Source organism: Exiguobacterium sp. BG5(2022), assembly GCF_031844365.1.
Classification (GTDB): Bacteria; Bacillota; Bacilli; order Exiguobacteriales; family Exiguobacteriaceae; genus Exiguobacterium; species Exiguobacterium profundum.
Genome location: NZ_JAUZVB010000001.1, coordinates 1,311,825 through 1,333,367 on the forward strand (window position 1 = coordinate 1,311,825; position 21,543 = coordinate 1,333,367).

A 21,543-nucleotide genomic window follows, 5' to 3' on the forward strand; every position below is an offset into this window, starting at 1 on the left:
CCTCCTCATTGTATTCAAGTTCAGTGTAAACTATTTTTTACTAAATGTTAAGAATATATTACATAAAAATGATTAACCAAATATACCCTTTAGTATGTGGCTATTATCTCAAGTTGAATCGTCTGAAATGACACTACATTACAATGTGACTTTTATATGGAAGGAGCTCGACAATGAAACAGTTCAAACGAGTAGGTGTTGTGGCGTTATTCGCCTTGATTGGATTTGCTCTTTTCCATTATGCGACCGAGTCGAAGACAGGTTCCGCTGCATGGACGACAGAAGCTGCGACACATCACTTCAAAGGTATCTTAGAAGCGCAGCGAGAGGCGATTGAAGCGCATACTCCTCTTGAGAATATCGAGCGAACGAAACTGTCACACGAAGATGACGTCGTCCGGCTCCTCCTCGGTCAGCGGGATTGGGTCGAGCAATTCCACTATACGATTCAGGAGGTACAAGTGGACGAAAAAGGTGGACTTCTATACGCAAATGCTTATGTGACAAGAAATCTTCAATTTGAGAGTGGTGTCACGACCGGGCTTGGTGACGAGATGACGATTCAATTGAGGTCTCCGAATGAGACGATCGAAGAGGTGGAGCTCGACAATCATAGCGTGACACAATCAGGCCAACCCTTTTTCAAACGCTGGATCAGTCGAGTGTTTAACTGAACAAATCCCACTTTCCGATTGGAGAGTGGGATTCTTTTTTAAAACGATAAATCTAAACCAGTACCATCATCAAGAAGTTCTCCGTTTTTAGCGGTATAGTCAACACGAATCTCGGCTCGCTTCAGGATGTCGTTCTCTTGTAACGCAGACATCCACGTCCGAACGCGCTCTTCGTCATCGGCTTCCGGCTCCCGATGAAGCGTCAATATGATTGTCGGCGAAACGTCGGCTGTCTGATAGGCGATTGGATTTGCCGAGGAGACATCGAGTTGTCGGATACTTTCTTCGTCATATAGGACGACATAGGTGACGTCTGCACCAAACGCCGTATCAATCGAATCTTCAATCGCCTCTGTGACCGCATCTTCCCATTTGGATGAGAGAAACGTATCAACGATTTCTCCGGTCGATTCATTCTCGTAAACATAAAATTCCGTTCCCGTCACCGAATCCACCACAATCGCCGCATACTCAAACGGAAAGTTTCCCATGTTGTCGAATAATACGTCTTCTGTCACTTCAGCATCTTTGAATCGCTCGAGTACATATGATTCAGCCATCTTCATCACTTTTGCTTCCTCATCGGGATCTGGTTGCATCGACCGATAAAAGGCAAATACCAACCCCGCCACCCCAATCACAATCACACCAAATCCGGCCAAAAGCCACTTCAAGTAACGTTTCATGTCGACTCCTCTCATAACTGTTTGTTCATGGCGATGGACGCTTCTTGGAATCCGAGTCGTTTATATAATCGCTGTGCGTCTGGATTCGTACCGAATACACTTAGTCCAATGGATGTTGCGCCAAGTTCTTCTGAGGCAACTCTTTCAAGTTTCTCAAACACTGCTGTCGCATACCCTTGCCCACGGTAGGTCTCTTCAATCAAAATGTGATAAATGAAGATGCGTTTCGATTCAGCTTGAAACGCATACCACAAAATTCCGACACGAATATCTCCGTTCATCACATGAACAATCGTCTGCCCTTCCCCGGGTTGATTGTCTGGGAAAAGATTCCGAATCCATTGAGTCGATTCCTCTTGTGCCAACACCATCGGAAGTTGATAGTTGCGCGCGACATCTTTTTCATAATCGTCAATCAACCAAGTCACATAATTCGCGATTTCTGGTCCCGTCATTCTGGCAAAATGAATGGTCATCTGTTTACCCCTAATCGTTTTCCCTTAGTGTAACATACAATTTTTGGAATCACTGTTTCTAGTGAAGTTCAGGATTTTGTAAGGTTGCCGCAGATTATATGTAAGGTGCTCCCTTCATACTCGGAAGAGGAAATTGAAAGGAGACATCTATATGAAAGCCACACCATCACATGAACGAATCAATGTCCTCGATACACTACGAGGCTTCGCCTTATTCGGGATTGTTTTTATGAACATTCTCAGTTTATTACGTCCGAGCGACCCACACACCGTCATGGAACATTACTATATATACGCCCTTCACATCTTCATCGACGGGAAGTTCTTTATGATCTTCTCATTTTTGTTTGGCGTCGGGTTCTATCTCTTTATCCACCGAGCAATAGAACGTGGAGATCGCGCATACGTTTTATTTACGAAACGATTGCTCCTCTTACTCGGCTTCGGCTTGATTCATATGCAATTTCAGCCGGGGGAGGCGCTAACGATTTATGCCGTGAGCGGGCTGCTCCTCCTGTTCGCATACCGTCTTCCTCGGTCAGTTAATTTGATTCTAGGTCTGATCGGACTAGCTGTACTCGCTTATACCGGCACGAAACTGTTAATGCCGCTTGCTCTCATCTTGCTCGGGCTTGCAGCGGGGCAGTATGAGGTGTTTCGTCACGTCCATACGCACCGGGTACGTTGGCAGGTCGGACTGGTCGTTACCGGTATTTTATCCGCCGGATTTGTCTGGCTACAATATACGAATTTACCAAGCTTATCGTATTTCAATGTCGGCTACACCCCGACTAATGAAGAAATTCAAGCATATATCCGTATGCTCGACTATTCGAATTGGTCAGCTCCCTTTTTAGCTTCATTCTATATCACCATCCTTGTCAACATGAGTCAACTACGGACGACACGTTCCTGGTTCGCCCCACTTCAAGCGTTTGGTCGTATGGCGTTGACGAATTACTTGCTTCAGACTGCACTTATGGTGACTGTTGCTACATTCGGACAGACGTTCACAACGATTGAAACAGGACTATGGGCAATCGTCATCAACACCGTATTGATCGTATTCAGTATGGTATGGCTTCGCCGTTTCACATACGGACCGATGGAAAAGGTATGGCGGCTTGGGACGTACTCTCGCTTCGGACAAGGTATCCTATCGTCAAAATAATGTAATGTTGAGGAAGGACAGCTGTCAAAAGTGTTCTTTCTCAATTGTGTTTGCAGGAGTGAATTCAATTTTATATGCTTCACCAAGCGCTTCTTGAAAACGCTCCGAAAGTAAGTCTCCTTCACGATTATGTTGCTCCACCTTGATTTCCCATCCTTTAGCAAGTGCATCCGTGTCCCAGTCAATCCATTCTCCGAATCGACTAACCCATTCATAGAAATCACGCTTCAATTGGTCAGAAATCGTAAACTCATTCAATTCTATATTGTATCGACAGGTCGCACACCATGTCGGGTCCGCCCCCACATCCGCCTCTATAGTAATTCTTTTCAAATTTTCACAATCACAAATCCTTTTCATTCATTCGCCCCCCAGGTTTAAGGTTAGATTCTGCATACGTATTCAAAATCAGGAGGATATCCTTTTGATTTATTCAGTCGAGAAATGTAGAGATGAAAATGGTGTGCAGATTGTCTTTCATACAATTGATGGCTTGAGTGAATTAGATGAGACTAGTTGCTTATTCCCTTATTCAGTGACACGAACTAAAGAAAACCCTTGATCTAAGCGAACGAATGATTTTCTAGGTTTAATATAATGTGTCTTTAGCAACTTCATTTGTCGGATCTAGAACAAGAATTTTTTTCGCGATGGACTTTGCTTGTTCATCACTTACAATCTTTTCTGGGACGATATTCAGAAATAACAGGTTCTCTAAACGTTTCACATCTGCACCGTCGGTCAAATCCACGGCTCTTTGGGCATGGTATAAGGAAGAGGCATAAGCTCCTTCAATGTGACAAAGGGGCTGTGATAGGACTTGAAAAGCCAAATCATGTAATTTATCGTTCTCCGTTTCCAATAACAGATAGACGAGTACGGAGTAATTCGACAGATTTTCATTATCATACGCCAAAGTTAATAGGTCGTTTTTAAATGTTTCAAAATCAGTAGTTTGATAGATGTCTTTTACTTCTTTAAACCGGCCTGACACAATTAAAGTTTCTAAATTATTTGACACTGTTTATTCACCTACGCATTACTTATTTCTTTTTCTCCATGGATTATGGTAATGAAGCATTTGTGCACTTATAAAGATTAATTTTGGATATAATGGGTTTAAATGTTAAAACTAAAAATCGAAGGGGGACTTTAAATGATCAAAAAAATCTTATGGGTACTATTGATGATGGGGTTAGCTCTATTTATTATTACTTTACAAATCAATCGATTGGGTGAAATGACACCGGAGATACAAATGACATTATTTATGTCGCTAGGAATTGATGTCGTATTATTTATTCCACCACTCATCATGTCGTTCTTTTCAAATCCCATTATTTCATATCTAAACATTGCATACCAGGGAGTAATCGCTATATCTTTTTTAGGAATGTTGCCTATTGGTTTTATGATTCCAAACGGTATGTTTACAGCGATTATAGCATTGCTTGGGGTCGGGATTAGCTCGATGAGTATCATAACAATTTTAAGAACTAAAGAACTGAGTATTAGAAACTAACATACAAATATTCAAGTGAAAGTTAAAAGTGATGTGCTGATGTCTATGCTGTTCAACTATAGTGAATACTAAAACAAAAGTCGAACCTGTTTAATTAGGTTCGACTCTTTTCATGCCTTCGGAGCCCAATTGTTTTCATAGCCATTTTGAACGGCATAGTGATACAAATGAATGAGTTTTGATTCTTTGTATGTAGACATGTGTTCTGCCGTACGCAGTTCATGATTTCGTTCTACCAAATTGTAGAGATAATCGATATTCGCTAATCGATTATTTTTACTCGTATTACATGTCGGGCATGACAGCACAAAATTCCATAAGACATCATTTTGCATATAAGACCAAGGAATGAAATGATCCACGTAGGCTTTAGGCAATAGAAGCACATTGAGTGCCCCTGACTTAATAAAATTTGTTTAAACTCCTCAAGCGATTGGCGGACAGACACCAACTCCAATTTGCTCAAAATTCGTTCCATCACATCTTGGGAATTGTACTTTTCTAAAAAAACAGCTAACTGATAGTTTGTCACGTTCATGAGAACACGTTTGTATTTTCAAAAAATACAACGTACGAATGAACGAATTGAATCCACGACTTGATTGCCGTCTTCCGCGTCTTTTACTAGCAACTTCACATGACGACCGAACAACCATATGACGACGAGATGGGCTTTCGCCTACGTCTTCGTATAGAACCATTACGGAAGGATCGGTACGAACTCATGGATGTCGATGAGTTTTTTCATCCGACTCCGGTAAGTGTCTAAACTCGAGAAGCTTGTCCATGACTTCGGCCGTTTGCTCGACCATCTACAGGTACGTCATCACCTCGGGACCCCCGATGTCGATATGACGGTCATAAAGCGACTCGGCACCGACGACCGAGATGAGCGCCTGAACGGCTTCACGGATGTCGATTGGATGTGTCTCCGTCTTCGTCCAGCGTGGCAAGATCATCGTCGGCAACCGTTTGACGAGCTTCGCTAAAATCGGGAACGATGAACCTTCCGGACCAATGATGAGTCCCGCCCGTATCGTCGTCACCGGCACGCCCTGACCACCGAGGATGCGTTCGACCTCGAGTCGACTCTTCAAATGACGCGACAACGTCTTCTCTTGTTTCGGGATGATCCCACTCAAATAGACGATTTGCTCGATATCGTTCGCCTTCGTCGCCCGGGCAAAGTTATCGGCAATGAGCGCGTCCATGTCCTCAAACGTCGCCTGTGTCAAGCCGCCATCCGGAATCATCGAGTGTACGAGGAACATCGCGTAATCCGCGCCCTCACATGCTTCTTTTGTTGCCTCATATGAAAACAAATCACAGGCACGCCACGTGATATGGGCCTCATCTTCTTTATTCTTCGTCGATCGTGATAACGCGATGATGTCATACTCTTCCTTCAGCTGCTCCATCACGTTCGAGCCGATATAGCCGTTCGCCCCCGCAATGACAATCGTTTTCCGCATAATGGTCACTCTCCTAATATACGCATAGAAGTAATTTACCGATCTTTTCGAAAAGATAAATTAGTCTGAGTATTTAGAGTCTGCCTAATTGATTAGCAATAAATTAAAGAAAACGATGTAAATCGAAATCCTAAAATTACAATCAAACTTATCTACATATCACCTTTAAAAACCTTGCTGTTCTTACAATAATAATTTTTCAAATTAATGACCGACTCATAGGGTATATTGAATCTGTAAAAGTTGCTTTTGCAAGTATCTTGGAATGTCTAGAGATGTAACATCAAATTCTTTTAACCACTTCTGATAGTAAATAGATGACTCTTCTTGTTTCATTGGTATTTTTTTGGACAATTTCAATGCTGCTTCTCTTGGAATGCCTAATGACATAAATTCCAACGCAGCGATAGAAGAAGCACCGAATTCTAAAAACGAAGACAATTTTAATAATTTTTCTGCTTCTAAATTTTTATTAATTGAAATTAGAAAAGCTTTTAAAACATCGAGGTACACTTGAAAGTATTTAACCATTTTAAATCTAATAGTATTATTTAAAAATTCCATCTCATTTTTAACATAACTAGTTAATTCTTTGCCTCGATAATTAACTGCATTGCCTTGAAAAACAATATTTGATAAAGAATCTTCAGTCATCCATTTAGTGGAAACAATTGATATTTTTGTTTGATACCTATCATTCCATCTAGTATCATTCATAAAGAAAATGTTAATTAAACTTACTATTTCTTTAAATCTATCATATCCTGTATCATACAAACGAACAGGGTATTTAGGGATAAACTTATCATATTCTTCTTTATTTAATTGAAAATGATTCCATAAATCATTTATTCTCTCTGGCATCACACCTTGTATATTTTTTAAAAGTGATTGTGGGGGAATAAAATCTTCAATTATTTTTTCAGTAATAGTATCAATTTCAATTAAATCCTTCTCATTATCAGCAGTTAAATATATTGAATTTTCTAGTTTACTTCCTCTGATTCTATCGCTTATTACCATAGAAACTAACTGTTCACTATAATCATCTAATCCAGATGGTTTGTTTCTATCGTTTATGTAAGCCTTAAAACTTTCTGCATGATTAACAAGTTTCGCTTCAGATGAAGAAATCACTGGAAAAGATCGTTCATCGTTTAAAGGGTTGACTTTCCACTTTTCAATATCTATGAAGAATATATTTCCAGAAAAATCATTTCCCATTCTTCCCGCCCGACCCACTAGGTTCCAAAAATTAAGCTTGACTAATGGTTTTCGTCCTGATTCAGGTTGATACAAAAAAATGTTTTTCGCAGGCATGTTTACACCTTCTAATAAAGTAGAAGTACAACACACAATTTTTAATTCACCGGACTTAAATAATTCCTCAATTCCGGAACGAATTATTGGGGGTAAAGCACCAAAATGAAATGCTATACCACATCGAATAAAATAAGCTAATTCATAATGTTTTGAAATGTACTCTTCAATAAAATCTGCAAATTCATCTAGTTTTTCATTATTTAACACTTTGAATTCTTTACTCTCGATTAATTCGCGTGCTACGTTTGCCGATATCATTGGTTCACTTGAGTAAATAATAGATGTGTGATTATTCCATAATTTCAAAGCTACATTTGCTAATATAGTTGCCCTATTATTTTTTTTTATATTAAAAGGAATTTTACTAATTTCTATATTTTCATTGTTATACATCATCCTAACTTGTAATTCTTTAGGTTTTTTTACAACATTTATCATATTTTGATTCACAAGAGGAAGATCATTTTTTTCGAATTTGCTATTTTTCACTTTAAATATGTCGAGAAATTTTTCGGGATTGCTCACTAAAGGACTTGAAAACAGTAACTTTGCATCTGGAAAAATGGTTTGAATATTTTTTAATGCGCTTTCTAATAGTATGCCCCTTCCACCACTCTGAATATTATGCGCTTCATCAATAACAATAAACTTAACATTTAATAACTTAACCTTTTCTTTGGTACACAGTTGAAATAACCGTTCTTGAGTTAATACTAATATATTCAACCTCTGAGATTGACTTATAATACTATCAATTTCTGAAGAACAACCAATATAAATGTCTTTCAAATCTAATTCAATAATTTCTTTGAAAAAATCATTCATAACTTGATTTATTAATGCTCTAGTGGGAACTATATAAATAATAGTGCTTCCTAATTTTTGTTTACTAATGTAATCAACTAGATTTTTCATTAGTATAAAAGATTTTCCGGCAGATGTGGGAGCTGAAATACTAAGACCATCATGTAAATTAAACAGATCATATATCTTTTTTTGAAAATTAGTTAATAGATAAGTTTTATTTACGATATCTCTTTCATTTAAACTTTCCATAATATATTCTTCAATATAAGATATTCCGTATAAAAGTTCCTTATACTCCGAAATTTTATTTTTTGTTTCAAGTAAATTTATAGCTGGATAATTACCAAGCTTTCTAAGTGTTAAAATAGAACTTATAAATATTCCCTTATTTGAACTAACTGAGGGTAAAGAAGTTGCAATTTCTAACGCTAATGATTTATCAGCCGTATTAGAGGAGAGCGCTAAAACACTAGCGGTTTCCGCCAATGTTTTCATTTCCTCATTAGATAAAAATTTATTTGTTGAAGAAAACAAGTCTTGTTCAATTTGCATTATCTTTAACTTTTTCAGTGAAGCCTTAATTTTATTTTCATCTACTTGATTTAATATTTGTGTCAAACTCATCTAATATCCCATCCTCCTAGTTAATTTCATCAAAAAACATCCTTTCGAAATCTTCAAGAGTATTAAACGGAAGTGTAAACCAATTTATTTTAATATCTTTTAAGTAATTATTTTTTTTTAACCTCTCATATATAAATTTTTCATTATATATACACTCTTCAATATATTTTTTAGAAATAATGTTTTCGATAATTTCTTTGGAAAACCCCTTTTTCTCAACATTCTTTAAAAAATTTGAATCATATCCAGTTAAAATAGTCATCTCTAATAATATTTCATTCCAATCAGTGCCTGATTTTTTTAAACTTATTAATTGCTTTTTTAAATTTTCTGACTCAATTTGATCATAAAAATGTTCATCTATAATAAGAACATCATGTTTTATATCTATGCAAAATATTGCAGCTTCAATTGCATCATTTATAGCTGTCTCAAAATCAGAGTTTAATTTTCCCTCACCTATAAATATAGTTAATTGGCCCTCATTATTTATTCCTATATGTAAATCATTAAAATTCCTAGTTTCATTTTCGATGCTGATTCTCTTAATCCCTTTTGGAGCTCCAAAAACTCCTTCAATCAACATCCAAACTAAAAGTGATCCTAATTTACCTTGAGATTGTATATGTGAAAAAGCTTGCCTCATTTTTTTTGTAATGACATGAGGCTTCATAACGCCATTATTCATATCTTCGGTGTCTATTAAATTAAATGCATAATCTGAAATTGAAGATACTAAATATTCTACCAGCTGTTTAGTTTTTGGCTTCCCTTGAACGTCATATTTAATGTGGTAAGAATTAATCAACAAATTTAGATTTTTATTGCTACCAACAAATTCAACTTTATTAAATAATTCTTCATTATTTTTTTTATGTGTAGCAAGTCTATCATTTATATGATTCGTTTTTGCTCCAAACGCTGTATTTACTTTCACTCCATTGCTCTCAAGAAAAGTAGCCATTTTACTTATGCTGATAGCTTTGATAGGTGAATCTATAATACTAGACTCCTGAGCTAATACTACAGCCCTGATTTCATCATCTACAAGAATCGGTGCTCCTGATAATCCATAAAGACTTCCCCATTCTTGTTTTATGTTTTTCCCACTCAAATGTAAATCATAATTAGTTGTCTCATCAAAACTAGAATTTTGATAAATCTCACCTTTTATGTAACAAAATTTACTGCCTTTTGAATCATAATCCCAATCGAGAGGATAGCCTACACACTCCCAATTATCTTTTGAATTAATTTTTTTACTATTAAGAAAAGGGAGTGTGTCTATGAAAACAGGCTCATTTAATTCAAGAATCGCAATATCAAATTTTTTATTTTCCGCCTTAACTATAGCGTAAATTTCCTTGGTATAATCACTGTTTTTCAAGCTATAAAATTCTAATTTAACTTTCGCACCACTAACACACTCATCCTCAACCGCATGCCTAGCAGTGATAGCCAATTCTGAACTAACTAAAAATGCAGTTGCTTGTTTATGACCAATTAATTTACCAGTAATTTGATATAAAACCTCACTCATGTTGAAAACACCTCAATTCTAGGAAAATATTATATCTCAATATTTGTAATCTCATATGAAGTACCTTCTTTAGGATCATTTGTATACAATATTTCGTAATTAAATTCTTTTTTCAAAGCATCAAGATTTATTTCACTATAAATTTTAGGCTTATAATTAAAAAATATTTTTTTCTTTTTATTTTTATCATTCGAAATAATTCTACAAAAAGTCTCAAAATCAGGATGATTTTTTTTCATACCGTTTGTAGAAATTAAATATTTTTTTGATTCTATTAAATTCAACAATGATTTGCTCGTATTATGTTTACTACCGTGATGAGAAATTTTTATAGCATCAAAATATAATTTTTCATGAGGGTACCTTTGAATTTTCTTTAGGTTTTTTTCAATTGTCGCAGAATGCGAATCACTCAAGAAAAGAATTTTTTTAGATTCGTATTCTAAAATAAATGCAATTGAGCTACCATTTTTCGGACTAGTATCAGCATCAAAATTCTGATTTGCAACTTCCTCAATATTATTTAATTTTCCTGAAACACCACTCACAGTCCGTTTTTTTTTTCGAAGTTCAATCTGTCTAGATATATAAATTTCAAAAGCTTCGTCCTCTAAATTTTCAGATATTTCATTCATTCCATTCCACTTGCAAATTTCTTCATTCCAAACTTGATACAAATTATTTAAATCTTTATTATCTGGTGACAAAAGTGTAATTTTAACTTTATCGTTTATGAATATGCTCTTTAATCCTTTTGGAGATTGTTCTACCACAATAGCTTGATGGTTGTACGAACTATTCCATTTTTTAGAATAACCGTTTTGGTATAGTAATCCTGAAAGTGTTGATCCCTGTAAATAACTTATCTCAGATATCTCTCTAACTCCTCTTTCTTTCTCATGTCCTTTCATTATTATTTTTGAAATTTCTTTTTCTGCAGGTAAAGATTTTTGTTTTGTATCTTGTATCTTACTTATTCCATAGTCTTTTTTAATGTGTTTAAGGCTGTTGTGCCAAATTTCTTGTATTTTAACTATTTTCTCATCTTTGTTCTCTTCTAAGAACTTTATCCCACCTAGTATGTGATCTTCATCAATATGAGTGAAAACAAGTAAAGATATTGTTTCACCGCACTCGTTAATCTTTTGTATCTCCTTTTTTATACAATTATCATAAGTGGATTTGAAACCCATATCAATCAAGATATGGGTTTTCTCTTTTCCATAGCAGGTTACCAAAAAACTATCACCATACGAGGCAGGAAACATTTTTATATTAACTAAGCTCATAATTATTCACCTTATTATTTTATATTTTTTGATTTCAGATTTATTAAACCATAATTTATTTTAAATATATGTAAACCATCTACAATTCTATCATTCTGAAGGGTTAATTTGGTATTAAAAAAACACCCATATTAAGTAAATTAAGATATTTAATGATTTAAGAATTTAACAAATTAAAATAATAGTAAAGTAAGGGGTAAGATATAAGTTCAATACATTGATAGTACATGCTTCTATGGGTATGGTTTAGCAATTAAGTGTCAATGTGACACTACCAATATAAGACGTTTTTCTGAATATAGTTGGATAACTGATGATATGCGACCTATAAAAACGCGAACGAATTCATGTGATTTAGAAAAATTATGACCGAGAGCTTCTTTGTGCACAGATTCTACTTGTTTAAGACGGAAGTGATGCGATTCTTGTGAATTAATATAAGTTGTGGAATAGCAAAAATCGAAGAATTAATTTTATGAGGAGTTATGCTTAGAATCAAATATGTTATCAAAAAGAGAACTAAAAAGAGGACCACCTATGCATAACATATGCAAGGATGACCCCCTTTTTTCATTCGACTTCTTACAACAGAACACCTGAAGTCAGCTAAACTGTATAATCCTTCGTCAGATCACTTCTTCTCTTGTTGCTTCTGCAAATACGCTTCACGAAGCTGGTTCAATCGTTCTTTCTTGTTCGAAACAGTCGGCTTTTTCCCGTCTTGATATTTCGCCGCAGCTACTTTGCTTCTCTTGTCTAATTGATATTTTCCCATGCACTTCACCTTCCTTTCTTTGTGGCTTCAATCAAAAGCAAAGACCCTCTAATCTCAATGAAATTAGAAGGTCTTCATGAAAATCATTGATCGCAGTCTTTACAGACTGCTTCAAAATGGAGACGGCGGGAGTCGAACCCGCGTCCGAAGGCATCGTAACGTATGCTTCTACGTGTGTAGTTTATCTATTGAATCTCGATGTGACACTGCCGATAAACAGGCGTTGTCGCATCCAGTCTGTTTCATCTCTTCTTCGCGCCCTCAGACGGCGAGGTTGAAGCGTAGCTTGCTTAGTTTGAGACCCTGAAAGTCATCCACACAAGCGATGGATGTCAGGATCCGCAGGGCACTTAGGCTGCTGCGAGTTGTGTGTTAGTTTTGCCAGTTATAGGCGTTTGCGTTTTAACGAGGCCGACCCCTCGACACGCCACATACGACCGACCTACCCCCGTCGAATCCATAACGTCCCCGAGGTGGTAATTGGTACTCCATTTAATATACCACAATTAGGATCCGTTGTCAGTATTTTTGCCGATCGCGCATCGCACGGTCGACGTCACGCTTCGCGTCTTTCTTCTTCAAGTCCTCTCGTTTGTCGTACTTCTTCTTCCCTTTTCCGACGCCGAGCAGGCACTTGGCGAACCCGTTCTTGATATAAACCTTGAGCGGGATGATCGTGTAGCCGTCACGCCCTGACGCTCCGATGAGCTGATTGATTTGCTTCTTATGCAACAATAGCTTCCGGACGCGGAGTGGGTCATGGTTGAAGCGGTTCCCCTGTTCGAACGGGCTGATATGACAGTTGTGAAGCGTCGCCTCGCCCCCGTCGAACCGGACGTACGCATCCGCGATGTTGATCTTCGATTGACGGACCGATTTGATTTCCGTCCCTGTGAGCACCATGCCAGCCTCAATCGTATCTTCGATCGCGTAATCGAAGGACGCCTTGCGGTTTTGGGCGAGTGCGTTCGAATCTTTCTTCTTGGCCATACACATTCAGTCCTTTATCTACAAGATACGGAGGAAGGGACAAGCCCTTCCCCGTCAGCGACGTTTCTTCGCACCTCGTTTGGCGTCGCCTTTTCGTTTGTGCTTGTCTTTCTTCTTCAGGTCGAGTGCCGAACGGCCTTGGGAAGACTTCTCCCCGTCTCGTTTCGGTTTCTCACCTGGTTTGCCCGGCTTGCCAGGTCTTCCTGGTTTGCCGCGCTTCTTCTTGTCGTCCCGACCGCGACCGCCACGACGGTCTTTCTCGTCCTTCTTCGGACGACCGCCTTTCGCTTTGATCGTCGTCGGTTGGCGACGGCTTGACTGTTCCCGTTTCGGCATGCCGACGACCGTGAAGTCGATCGTCCGCTCGTCTAAGTTGACGGCATCGACTTTGACACGGACGGCGTCCCCGATGCGGAATTGACGTTTCGTCCGCTCGCCGAGCAACATGAGCTGTGATTCGTCGAAGTGGTAGTAGTCATCCATCGACTGGAGACGGACAAGCCCTTCGATTGTATTTGGAAGCTCGATGAACATCCCGAAGTTCGTGACGCCGGCGACGACACCATCGAACTCTTCACCAAGATGGGCTTCCATGTATTCGGCTTTCTTGAGCGCCTGTGTCTCGCGCTCTGCGTCGACCGAGCGACGTTCCCGTTTCGATGCCTGTTCGGCGATCGCCCCGAGACGGTCCTCGTACTTCGCGATCGTCTTCTCCGACAAATCGTTGTTGAAGACGTACGTGCGCATGAGACGGTGGACGATCAAGTCCGGATAACGACGGATCGGTGACGTGAAGTGCGTATAGAAGTCTGTCGCAAGTCCGAAGTGACCGAGCGAGACGTCGTCATATTTCGCCTGTTGCATCGAACGAAGCATGATCGTACTGATGACCGGCTCTTCCGGTTCTCCGTCGATCGCCTTCAAAATCTTTTGAAGCGTCTTCGGTTCGACTGTCTGCCCTTTGATGCGTTCAATATGCACGCCAAAGTTTGCGACAAAGTCGAAGAAGAAGTCGAGCTTGTCCGGTTTCGGATTATCGTGGACACGATAGATGAACGGCACGTCCATCTTGTGGAAGTGTTCCGCAACCGTCTCGTTGGCTGCGAGCATGAACTCCTCGATCAACTTCTCGGCGACCGAACGTGGACGAAGCACGATATCTGCCGGCTTCCCTTCCTCGTTGACGACAACCTTCGCCTCAGCGAAATCGAAGTTGATGGCACCGCGCGAGTTACGACGTTTCCGAAGCACTTCCGCGAGCTCGGCCATGAGGTCGAACTCACCGATGAACGGTTCGTACTTTTTCAACGTCTCTTCGTCATCACGTTCGATGATCTCACGGACGTTCGTATACGTCATCCGCTCCGTCGTCTTGATGACACTCGGGAACAGATCATGGCGAACGACCTTCCCGTTTTGCGGGGAAATCTCCATGACGCAGCTGAGCGTCAAGCGGTTGACTTGCGGGTTGAGGGAACAGATTCCATTCGAGAGTCGGTGCGGCAACATCGGAATGACGCGGTCGACGAGATACACACTCGTCCCACGTTCGAACGCCTCAACGTCTAGTGGTGAGCCCTCTTTCACGTAATGCGAGACGTCAGCGATATGGACACCGAGCTCGTAGTTGCCGTTATCAAGTTTTTTGACGTGGACGGCATCGTCCAAGTCTTTCGCATCTTCGCCGTCAATCGTGAAGATCGTCTCGTCACGAAGGTCGACGCGTCCGATGAAGTCTTTCTCGTCCGCCTCGTCCGGCACCGCGTTCGCCTGAGCGATCACGTCCTCCGGGAACTCCGTCGGGATACCGTGCTTATAGACGATCGACAAGATATCGACGCCAGGGTCGTTCTTATGCCCGATGATACGGACGACGTCACAGGCACCGGCGAAGCGTCCGTCCGGATACTTCGTGATGCGCACGACGACTTTATGTCCGTCAACGGCACCGAGTGACTTGTCCGGGTTGACGACCGGCCAGAAGTTGATGCGTTTGTCATCCGGCTCGATGAAGGCGAACTGGTCGAGTCGACCACTCGGGAGCGTATACGTCCCGACGAACTCAGAGAGTCCGCGCTTCAGTACTTTCAATAAAATCCCTTCCGTCTTGCCACGGTTGTCCTCGCGTTTTTTGACGAGGATCGTATCGCCATGGTAGACGTCCTTCAGTTGGTCGGGCGGCAAGAACACATCTTCCGCTTCCCCTTCGACCGACAAGAAGCCGAAGCCGCGCTGGTGAATCGAGATGATCCCCGCGACTTGTCCGAGCGTGGCGAGCGTCCCGTAACGGTTCGTCCGCGTCCGGCCGATGGCGCCCTCTTCCTCGAGGGCATTCAATGTGCGGATGAGCTCTTTAAAGTCATCCGTCGACGCGAGCTGTAATCGCTCGGTCAGTTGATCGACAGAGAGCGGTTTCTCGCTCGCCTGTAAGATCTCTAGTAATTGGTCACGTAAATTCAACGTGACACCTCCTTCTTAGACTGACCAGTCTAACGTTTCGAGAAAATCGAGCACGTCCTGGTGCAGTTTCTCTTTTTCTTTGTCGAGTGTGATCACGTGTCCCGAGTTCTCATAGATGAGCAACTCTTTTTGGAACGTGTTGACCGCCTCGTAAATTTGATTCGCCGATTCCGGGTCGATCATGTTGTCTTTGGCGCCTTGGACGACGAGTGTCGGGACGAAGATGTCCTCAAGCTTCGACGCCGTGTCGCGGACGAAGGCACGGAGGTCTTTCAATGTTGGCATCGGTTTGAACTCTGCCATCTCCTGCTCGATCTGTTCCGGCGACTTTTCTTCTCTACCCTTATATTCTCGGGCATATGCCTGGACTCCTTTATACAAGCGGTCCTCGGCATCGATTCCCGTCGGTGCGCACATCGGGATGACCGCCTTGACGTCTTTCTCCTCGGCGAGACGGAGCGACATCACGCCACCTAACGAGAGTCCGCAGACGACAATCTCCTCATGACCTTTGTCGACGAGCGTCTGGTAAGCGTCCAAGACGTCTTCCCACCAGTCTTTCGGTCCATATTGGAGTAATTCTTCCGGTGGGACGGCATGACCACGATAGATCGGTCCCATACATGTGTATCCTTCTTTTTGAAGGAAGCGACCGAGCATGCGGACATCCGCGCTCGATCCAGTGAAGCCATGTAACATCAACACGGCACGTTTTCCGCCCTCGAAGAAGAACGGTTTTGGTGCTGTCACTTTCATTTTATCTGTCATCTCCTCGTATCTACATTATTCCCAAAAAATAAATCGAAAAAACAAAAGCTGACCGCCTCACGTGAAAATCGAGAACGATCAGCCTTATCATCATAATGATGCGACTAGTAATCCTAAAATGAAAAACAAAGTGCCTAGTACAGCTGCAGTTCGGTTCAAAACAGCATCGAAGCCGCGTGCTTTCTGGCGTCCGAACAACTGCTCCGCGCCACCTGCAATCGCTCCAAGACCTTGCGACCGACCTGACATGAGCAGTACGACGACAATCAATAAGACAGCCACGACAAGTAGGCTGATTGTAGCGATCGTTTGCATAGTAGTCAGTTCCTCCTTCTATTTACACGCCTTTTATTATATAGAAGTTATCAATAAAACACCAGCATTCAAATTATCGGGACGGGTAGCTGAATCCTTCCCCGATGACTTCCTTCACCTGGTGGATGACGACGAAGGCACGGTCGTCCGTCACTTGGACGATTTTTTTGAGTGGTGCGATCTGACGTTTGTCGACGATCATATACAACATGTTCTTATCCTGCTTCGTATAGTAGCCATGTCCATGAATGATTGTCGCCGAGCGTCCGAGCGTCTCCGTCAAGACGACGGCGAGCTCTTCTTGCTTGTCGCTGATGATCGTGACGGCTTTACGGATGTTGAGACCTTCCGCGACGAGATCGATGACCCACGAGCCGATGATAATGGCGATGAGCGTATAGAGGACGACTTGTTCTCCTAAGAAGAAGCCAGATGTGGCGACGACGATCGCATCGATGATGAACATCGATACGGCGACACTCAAGTGGAGATAGCGTTCCATGAGACGGGCGATGATGACGCCCCCGCCGGTCGTCCCACCGACACGGAGCACCATGCCGATTCCGACCCCGATCATGATTCCGGCATAGACGGCCGCAAGCAGTTTGTCCTCGGCAGGGCTGCCCCAGTCATGTGTCAGACTGAGGAAGAATGACGTCGCGATGACGGCGATGACCGAATAGACCATTGTCCGACGGTCGAGCAGCTTATAGCCGACGATAAAGAGAATCCCGTTCCCGATGATCGACGTGAGCCCGAGGTCCCAGCCGAATACGTAGTACAGGATAATCGTGACCCCGAGCAGACCACCTTCCGAGAAGTCGTTCGGTACGGTGAAGTAGTTGACCCCGAACGAGAGAATGAAGGAGCCTGCGATAATCCAGGCGATGTCCTTCACCGAGATGGTTTGTAGCTTGCGCCATACTTGTTGGCGCAATAAATGTTGTTGTTGACGTTTCATAAATGTCCTCCCTCCATAGAAAAAAGACCGCGGCAAAAGCCGCAGTCTTAAGATTGTACTGGCTTTGGCGCACCGTCTTTCATAATCGGCAACTTGCGCTCCGCGGCGTTCGCGTAGACGTTCAAGAGTGCCTCTTTTTCCAAATCCCAGTTATATTTCTCACGCGCGGTCTTCGTGTTCTCTTTGACACGCGCATAGAGTGCTTGGTCTTCAATCATCCGGTTGACGCCGTCCGCGATCGATTGTGGATCGTGCGAATCGACGAGCACCCCGACATCGTTCCCCGCAACGACCCGTTCGATTTCAGGGAAGTCACATGAGACGACCGGTACTTCGGCCATCAAATACTCAAACAATTTATTCGACGAGGCCGAGTAGTGGTTGAAGCAGACGTTGTTCAATACTTGGAAGCCTAAATAGGCATTCATCGTATAGTAAGGTAACGCTTCGACCGGTACTTTGTCAATCATCTTGACGCGATTGCCGACCCCTTCCGTCTCGATCAACTGTTGGATCGTCGGTTTGAGTTTCCCGTCCCCGATCATGACGAGCGTGCCTTCTTTGAAGTCTTTCGCCGCGAGCACGAGCTGTTCGAGACCACGTCCCGCTTGAATGCCCCCTTGATACAAGAGGATCTTCTCGTCTTTCGGCAAATCGAGGAGTGCATGCAAGTCCTTGCGGAGCGAGAAGTCGAGCGGACGGTAGAACGGATAGTTGTGGAGCACGTACGGATAGAACCCGTACAACTCTTCGTTGTGCGCTGCACGCGTATGGTTCTCGACCATCATCGTATCGACGAACGGCAAGAGCCAGCCTTCGAGGTTACTTTGAATATAGCCGTAACCCGTACGGTCCGTCTGTACCTCGTGCGAGTCGTAGACGATCCGACCTTTGTTGAACACTTTTCCAGCAAGGAGTGCCTGCGGGAGCGTGTTCAAATCGTTCGCATGGTAAAAGTCATACGATTTTTTCGTCGAAGCGAACACCATCTCGAGCATCGCACTCGCGTTGACGATTTGCTTACGCACTTGCGGCAACAAGACCGTCCCGATGGCCGCTCCGAGCGCGAGCATCGTGAACGGCGCAAGTAAGAACAACCCGGCACCGACGAGTCCCGCACCGATTTGGCGGGTCCGTTTCTCGCTCACCCATTGATACGTCTTCTTCGCGAACTTGAGCGCGTTGACGAGAATCGAAGGTTGACGCTTCACGCGGATGACGCGGAAGCCTTCCGGACGCATCTCTTCTTTTGAAAGCTCTTTATTTTTCGGATCTTGAAGCGCGATCAAATCGACTTCATAGCCTGCCTCGGCGAGTGCCGAGCACTCACGAAGGACGCGCGCATCATTCGTAAAATGGTTCCATACAAACATACATACTGACTTCATCGTGTTTCCTCCATCACTAACTGTTGTACGACTTGATCTAACACGTCGATATTCTCTTCCCAACATAAATTCTCTTTGACGTAACGAATCCCGTTCGCCCCGAGTGCCTCCCGTAAATCCGGTCGGTCGAGGAGCTTCCGTAGGATCCGCTCGATCTCATCGATGTCACGTTTCCGTGACACGTAGCCGACTTCCGCCGCTTCAATGACATTCGCCGCATGGCCTGACACTGCTGCGACAATCGGTTTGCCGACCGCCATATAGTCGATGAGTTTCCCAGGGATGACCGTATCAAACACTTCTTGCTCGATCAGACTGACGAATGCGACGTCCGCATTTTTAATTGCCTGAAACGCCTCTGTCCGTGGCATCGCCTCGAGGAACAAGAAGTTTTGGAAGCCACGGTCTTTGATCGTCTGTTTCAACTCTTCTTTCCGATAGCCGTAGCCGATCAATTTGAAGTGGACCCGTGGCTCGTCCCGGAATCGCTCGGCGAGTTCGAGTAACAACGACACATCTTGGGCAAGACCCATGTTCCCGGCGTATAAGATTTCCATCCGGTCGTCCGGTGGGATCGTCCGCTCGAGCGTGCGCTCCGCTTCCCGGATCGAGTTCGGCATGTAGTGAATCTTCTCGTTCGGCACACCGCGCTGACGAAGATAGCTGCGGAACCCTTCCGAGTTGATGATGACTTCATCGGCGACACGATACAGTCGTTTCTCCATCCAAAAAGCCGGCGTGAGCACCCAATCGTACTTGAAGACGCCGACACCTTTCACCGATTCTGGCCAAAGGTCACGGACGTCCAAGATGAACGGGACACGATACTTTCGTTTCGCATAAGCACCGACAAACGCCATAAAAAAAGAAGGGGTCGTCGCAAAGACGACGTCTGGCTTCAATTCGAGCTTACGGACTTCCCGGATCCCTTTGACCATCTGTTCAAGGAATAGGAAAAGACGACTGACCATGTTAGACGTATGTTTCCGTTTCTTCGTGATGAGTCGCTTGATGAACGGTTGGTCGTTTAACTCCCGGTCGTTCCAGAAGCGGTCGTCCTGATACATATCAAAGCTCGGATACGAAGGGGCGGCCGTGATGACCTCGACTTCATACCCGCGCTGCTTCATCAAATGCGTAATGTTTTGCATCCGGTTGCCGGCACTGCCGATTTCCGGATAATAGTTTTGACACACCATAAGCATTGTTTTCAAAAATAACACACCTTACTGTTGATCAAGTTCGTCCACAAGCCGTTTCAATAGGGCATGGACGTCATCTTTTAAATCAGGATCGCTGAGCGCGTGGCAAATCGTCGTCTCGACGAACCCAATCGGCTCTCCGACGTCGTAACGTCGACCGTCAAATTCGTAGGCGAAGACCGTCTGCGCCTCATTCAAGCGTGCGATCGCATCCGTCAATTGAATCTCGCCCCCGGCTCCCGCCTCTTGTCCCGACAACGCCTCAAAGACGTCCGGTTTCAAGATGTAGCGACCGAGGATGGCGAAGTTCGACGGGGCCTCATCAATGGGCGGTTTCTCCACGAACGTCCGCACCGGGATGAGCTTCCCTTCGACGGCAAGCGGGTCAATTATACCATATCGGTTCGTCATTTCATACGGGACACGCTGCACCCCGATGATCGAACGATCGTGGGCCTCATATTGGTCGATCAACTGCTTCGTTGCCGGCACATCGGATTCGATAATATCGTCCCCGAGCAAGACGGCGAATGGCTCGTCTCCGATAAACTTCCGGGCGCACCAAATCGCATGACCGAGACCTTTTGGCTCCTGTTGGCGTATGTAGTGAATGTTCGCCAAATTCGAGGAATGTCGGACCGATTCGAGCAAGCGCGTCTTCCCTTTCGATTCGAGGTTCTGTTCCAGTTCGAGCGCACGGTCGAAATGGTCTTCAATCGCCCGTTTGTTCTTCCCCGTGACGATGATGATGTCCTCGATGCCTGAAGCGACGGCTTCCTCGACGATGAACTGGATCGTCGGCTTGTTGACAATCGGCAACATTTCTTTTGGCATGGCTTTCGTGGCAGGAAGGAAGCGGGTGCCGAGACCGGCGGCTGGGATGATGGCTTTACGTACTCGTGTCATAAGCATGGGCTCCTTTACTCGTTATGTAGAGAGTATACCCAAATTTTGTGCAAACTGACACAAAAGAGAGGTCATGACAATGTTGTCATGACCAATCGTCATTCCGGTGCGATTTGAGATAGTACCAAATGCCGAATCCAATGAGCAATACCAAGAAAAGAAATCCGAGCATCATCACGAAAATCGCCTCCCCA

General features: G+C 43.1%; 21 protein-coding genes and 1 other RNA gene. 3 read left to right on the top strand and 19 right to left on the bottom strand.

The window, feature by feature from the left end; genetic code table 11:
• Positions 1-173 precede the first annotated feature (173 nt).
• Entirely contained in the window at positions 174-674 is a 501-nt protein-coding gene (locus Q9R25_RS06745) for a hypothetical protein (protein WP_311282942.1), read from the top strand.
• A 38-nt stretch (positions 675-712) separates the two neighbouring features.
• On the opposite strand, the gene Q9R25_RS06750 is transcribed toward Q9R25_RS06745, so the two are convergent.
• Together Q9R25_RS06750 and Q9R25_RS06755 are read right to left on the bottom strand one after the other, a co-directional pair.
• Positions 713-1,360, bottom strand: coding sequence for a hypothetical protein (locus tag Q9R25_RS06750; protein ID WP_264092753.1), 648 nt, complete (start codon positions 1,358-1,360; stop codon positions 713-715).
• Between the two features lie 11 nt (positions 1,361-1,371).
• A complete protein-coding gene (locus Q9R25_RS06755; RefSeq protein WP_311282943.1) occupies positions 1,372-1,836 on the bottom strand; it encodes a GNAT family N-acetyltransferase in 465 nt (154 codons plus the stop codon).
• A gap of 151 nt (positions 1,837-1,987) precedes the next feature.
• Between Q9R25_RS06755 and Q9R25_RS06760 the strand changes: the two genes are divergently transcribed.
• Positions 1,988-3,007 carry a DUF418 domain-containing protein gene (locus Q9R25_RS06760; protein ID WP_311282944.1) on the top strand — a complete coding sequence of 340 codons (1,020 nt, stop codon included), beginning with the start codon at positions 1,988-1,990 and terminating at the stop codon, positions 3,005-3,007.
• Positions 3,008-3,031: 24 nt separating this feature from the next.
• Here Q9R25_RS06760 and Q9R25_RS06765 read toward each other — a convergent pair whose 3' ends face one another.
• Complete coding sequence (locus tag Q9R25_RS06765; RefSeq protein ID WP_311282945.1) at positions 3,032-3,367, bottom strand: hypothetical protein; 336 nt, start codon at positions 3,365-3,367, stop codon at positions 3,032-3,034.
• Positions 3,368-3,596: 229 nt separating this feature from the next.
• The gene (locus Q9R25_RS06770; RefSeq protein ID WP_311282946.1) at positions 3,597-4,028 is read right to left on the bottom strand and encodes a hypothetical protein; all 432 of its coding nucleotides are present in this window, start codon (positions 4,026-4,028) and stop codon (positions 3,597-3,599) included.
• A 135-nt stretch (positions 4,029-4,163) separates the two neighbouring features.
• Here Q9R25_RS06770 and Q9R25_RS06775 point away from each other — a divergent pair, with 135 nt between their 5' ends.
• Positions 4,164-4,529 (top strand): hypothetical protein, encoded by a 366-nt coding sequence (locus Q9R25_RS06775; protein ID WP_311282947.1) that lies wholly within the window; start codon positions 4,164-4,166, stop codon positions 4,527-4,529.
• 110 nt (positions 4,530-4,639) lie between these two features.
• Here Q9R25_RS06775 and Q9R25_RS14890 read toward each other — a convergent pair whose 3' ends face one another.
• The 15 genes from Q9R25_RS14890 to galU all read right to left on the bottom strand — a co-directional run bounded on the left by Q9R25_RS14890 (position 4,640) and on the right by galU (position 21,349).
• The gene (locus Q9R25_RS14890) at positions 4,640-4,915 is read right to left on the bottom strand and encodes an HNH endonuclease domain-containing protein (RefSeq protein ID WP_396136435.1); all 276 of its coding nucleotides are present in this window, start codon (positions 4,913-4,915) and stop codon (positions 4,640-4,642) included.
• Between the two features lie 426 nt (positions 4,916-5,341).
• Positions 5,342-6,001, bottom strand: a complete 660-nt coding sequence (locus Q9R25_RS06780) for an NAD(P)H-binding protein (RefSeq protein ID WP_311282948.1) — start codon at positions 5,999-6,001, stop codon at positions 5,342-5,344.
• Between the two features lie 216 nt (positions 6,002-6,217).
• On the bottom strand, positions 6,218-8,755 hold the full coding sequence (locus Q9R25_RS06785; protein ID WP_311282949.1) for a DEAD/DEAH box helicase: 2,538 nt from the start codon (positions 8,753-8,755) through the stop codon (positions 6,218-6,220).
• 16 nt (positions 8,756-8,771) lie between these two features.
• Positions 8,772-10,295: a Hachiman antiphage defense system protein HamA gene (locus Q9R25_RS06790; protein ID WP_311282950.1), complete on the bottom strand. Its 1,524-nt coding sequence runs from the start codon at positions 10,293-10,295 to the stop codon at positions 8,772-8,774.
• 29 nt (positions 10,296-10,324) lie between these two features.
• Positions 10,325-11,584, bottom strand: a complete 1,260-nt coding sequence (locus tag Q9R25_RS06795; protein ID WP_311282951.1) for an MBL fold metallo-hydrolase — start codon at positions 11,582-11,584, stop codon at positions 10,325-10,327.
• Positions 11,585-12,215: 631 nt separating this feature from the next.
• Entirely contained in the window at positions 12,216-12,359 is a 144-nt protein-coding gene (locus Q9R25_RS06800; RefSeq protein ID WP_047795092.1) for a hypothetical protein, read from the bottom strand.
• 114 nt (positions 12,360-12,473) lie between these two features.
• Positions 12,474-12,829, bottom strand: a transfer-messenger RNA (tmRNA) gene (ssrA, locus tag Q9R25_RS06805).
• Positions 12,830-12,878: 49 nt separating this feature from the next.
• A complete protein-coding gene (gene smpB / locus Q9R25_RS06810; protein ID WP_012726899.1) occupies positions 12,879-13,349 on the bottom strand; it encodes an SsrA-binding protein SmpB in 471 nt (156 codons plus the stop codon).
• Positions 13,350-13,403: 54 nt separating this feature from the next.
• Complete coding sequence (gene rnr, locus Q9R25_RS06815; RefSeq protein WP_214690658.1) at positions 13,404-15,809, bottom strand: ribonuclease R; 2,406 nt, start codon at positions 15,807-15,809, stop codon at positions 13,404-13,406.
• 15 nt (positions 15,810-15,824) lie between these two features.
• Positions 15,825-16,565, bottom strand: a complete 741-nt coding sequence (locus tag Q9R25_RS06820; protein WP_031422876.1) for an alpha/beta hydrolase — start codon at positions 16,563-16,565, stop codon at positions 15,825-15,827.
• Positions 16,566-16,667: 102 nt separating this feature from the next.
• Complete coding sequence (secG, locus tag Q9R25_RS06825) at positions 16,668-16,892, bottom strand: preprotein translocase subunit SecG (RefSeq protein WP_012726902.1); 225 nt, start codon at positions 16,890-16,892, stop codon at positions 16,668-16,670.
• Between the two features lie 73 nt (positions 16,893-16,965).
• Positions 16,966-17,853: a YitT family protein gene (locus Q9R25_RS06830; RefSeq protein WP_012726903.1), complete on the bottom strand. Its 888-nt coding sequence runs from the start codon at positions 17,851-17,853 to the stop codon at positions 16,966-16,968.
• Between the two features lie 47 nt (positions 17,854-17,900).
• On the bottom strand, positions 17,901-19,241 hold the full coding sequence (locus Q9R25_RS06835) for a glycosyltransferase (protein ID WP_214690657.1): 1,341 nt from the start codon (positions 19,239-19,241) through the stop codon (positions 17,901-17,903).
• Positions 19,238-20,446 (bottom strand): glycosyltransferase family 4 protein, encoded by a 1,209-nt coding sequence (locus Q9R25_RS06840; RefSeq protein WP_251031945.1) that lies wholly within the window; start codon positions 20,444-20,446, stop codon positions 19,238-19,240. Before Q9R25_RS06840 ends, Q9R25_RS06835 begins: the two co-directional genes overlap by 4 nt.
• Before the next feature lie 21 nt (positions 20,447-20,467).
• Entirely contained in the window at positions 20,468-21,349 is an 882-nt protein-coding gene (galU, locus tag Q9R25_RS06845; RefSeq protein WP_159562631.1) for a UTP--glucose-1-phosphate uridylyltransferase GalU, read from the bottom strand.
• Positions 21,350-21,543: the final 194 nt, after the last annotated feature.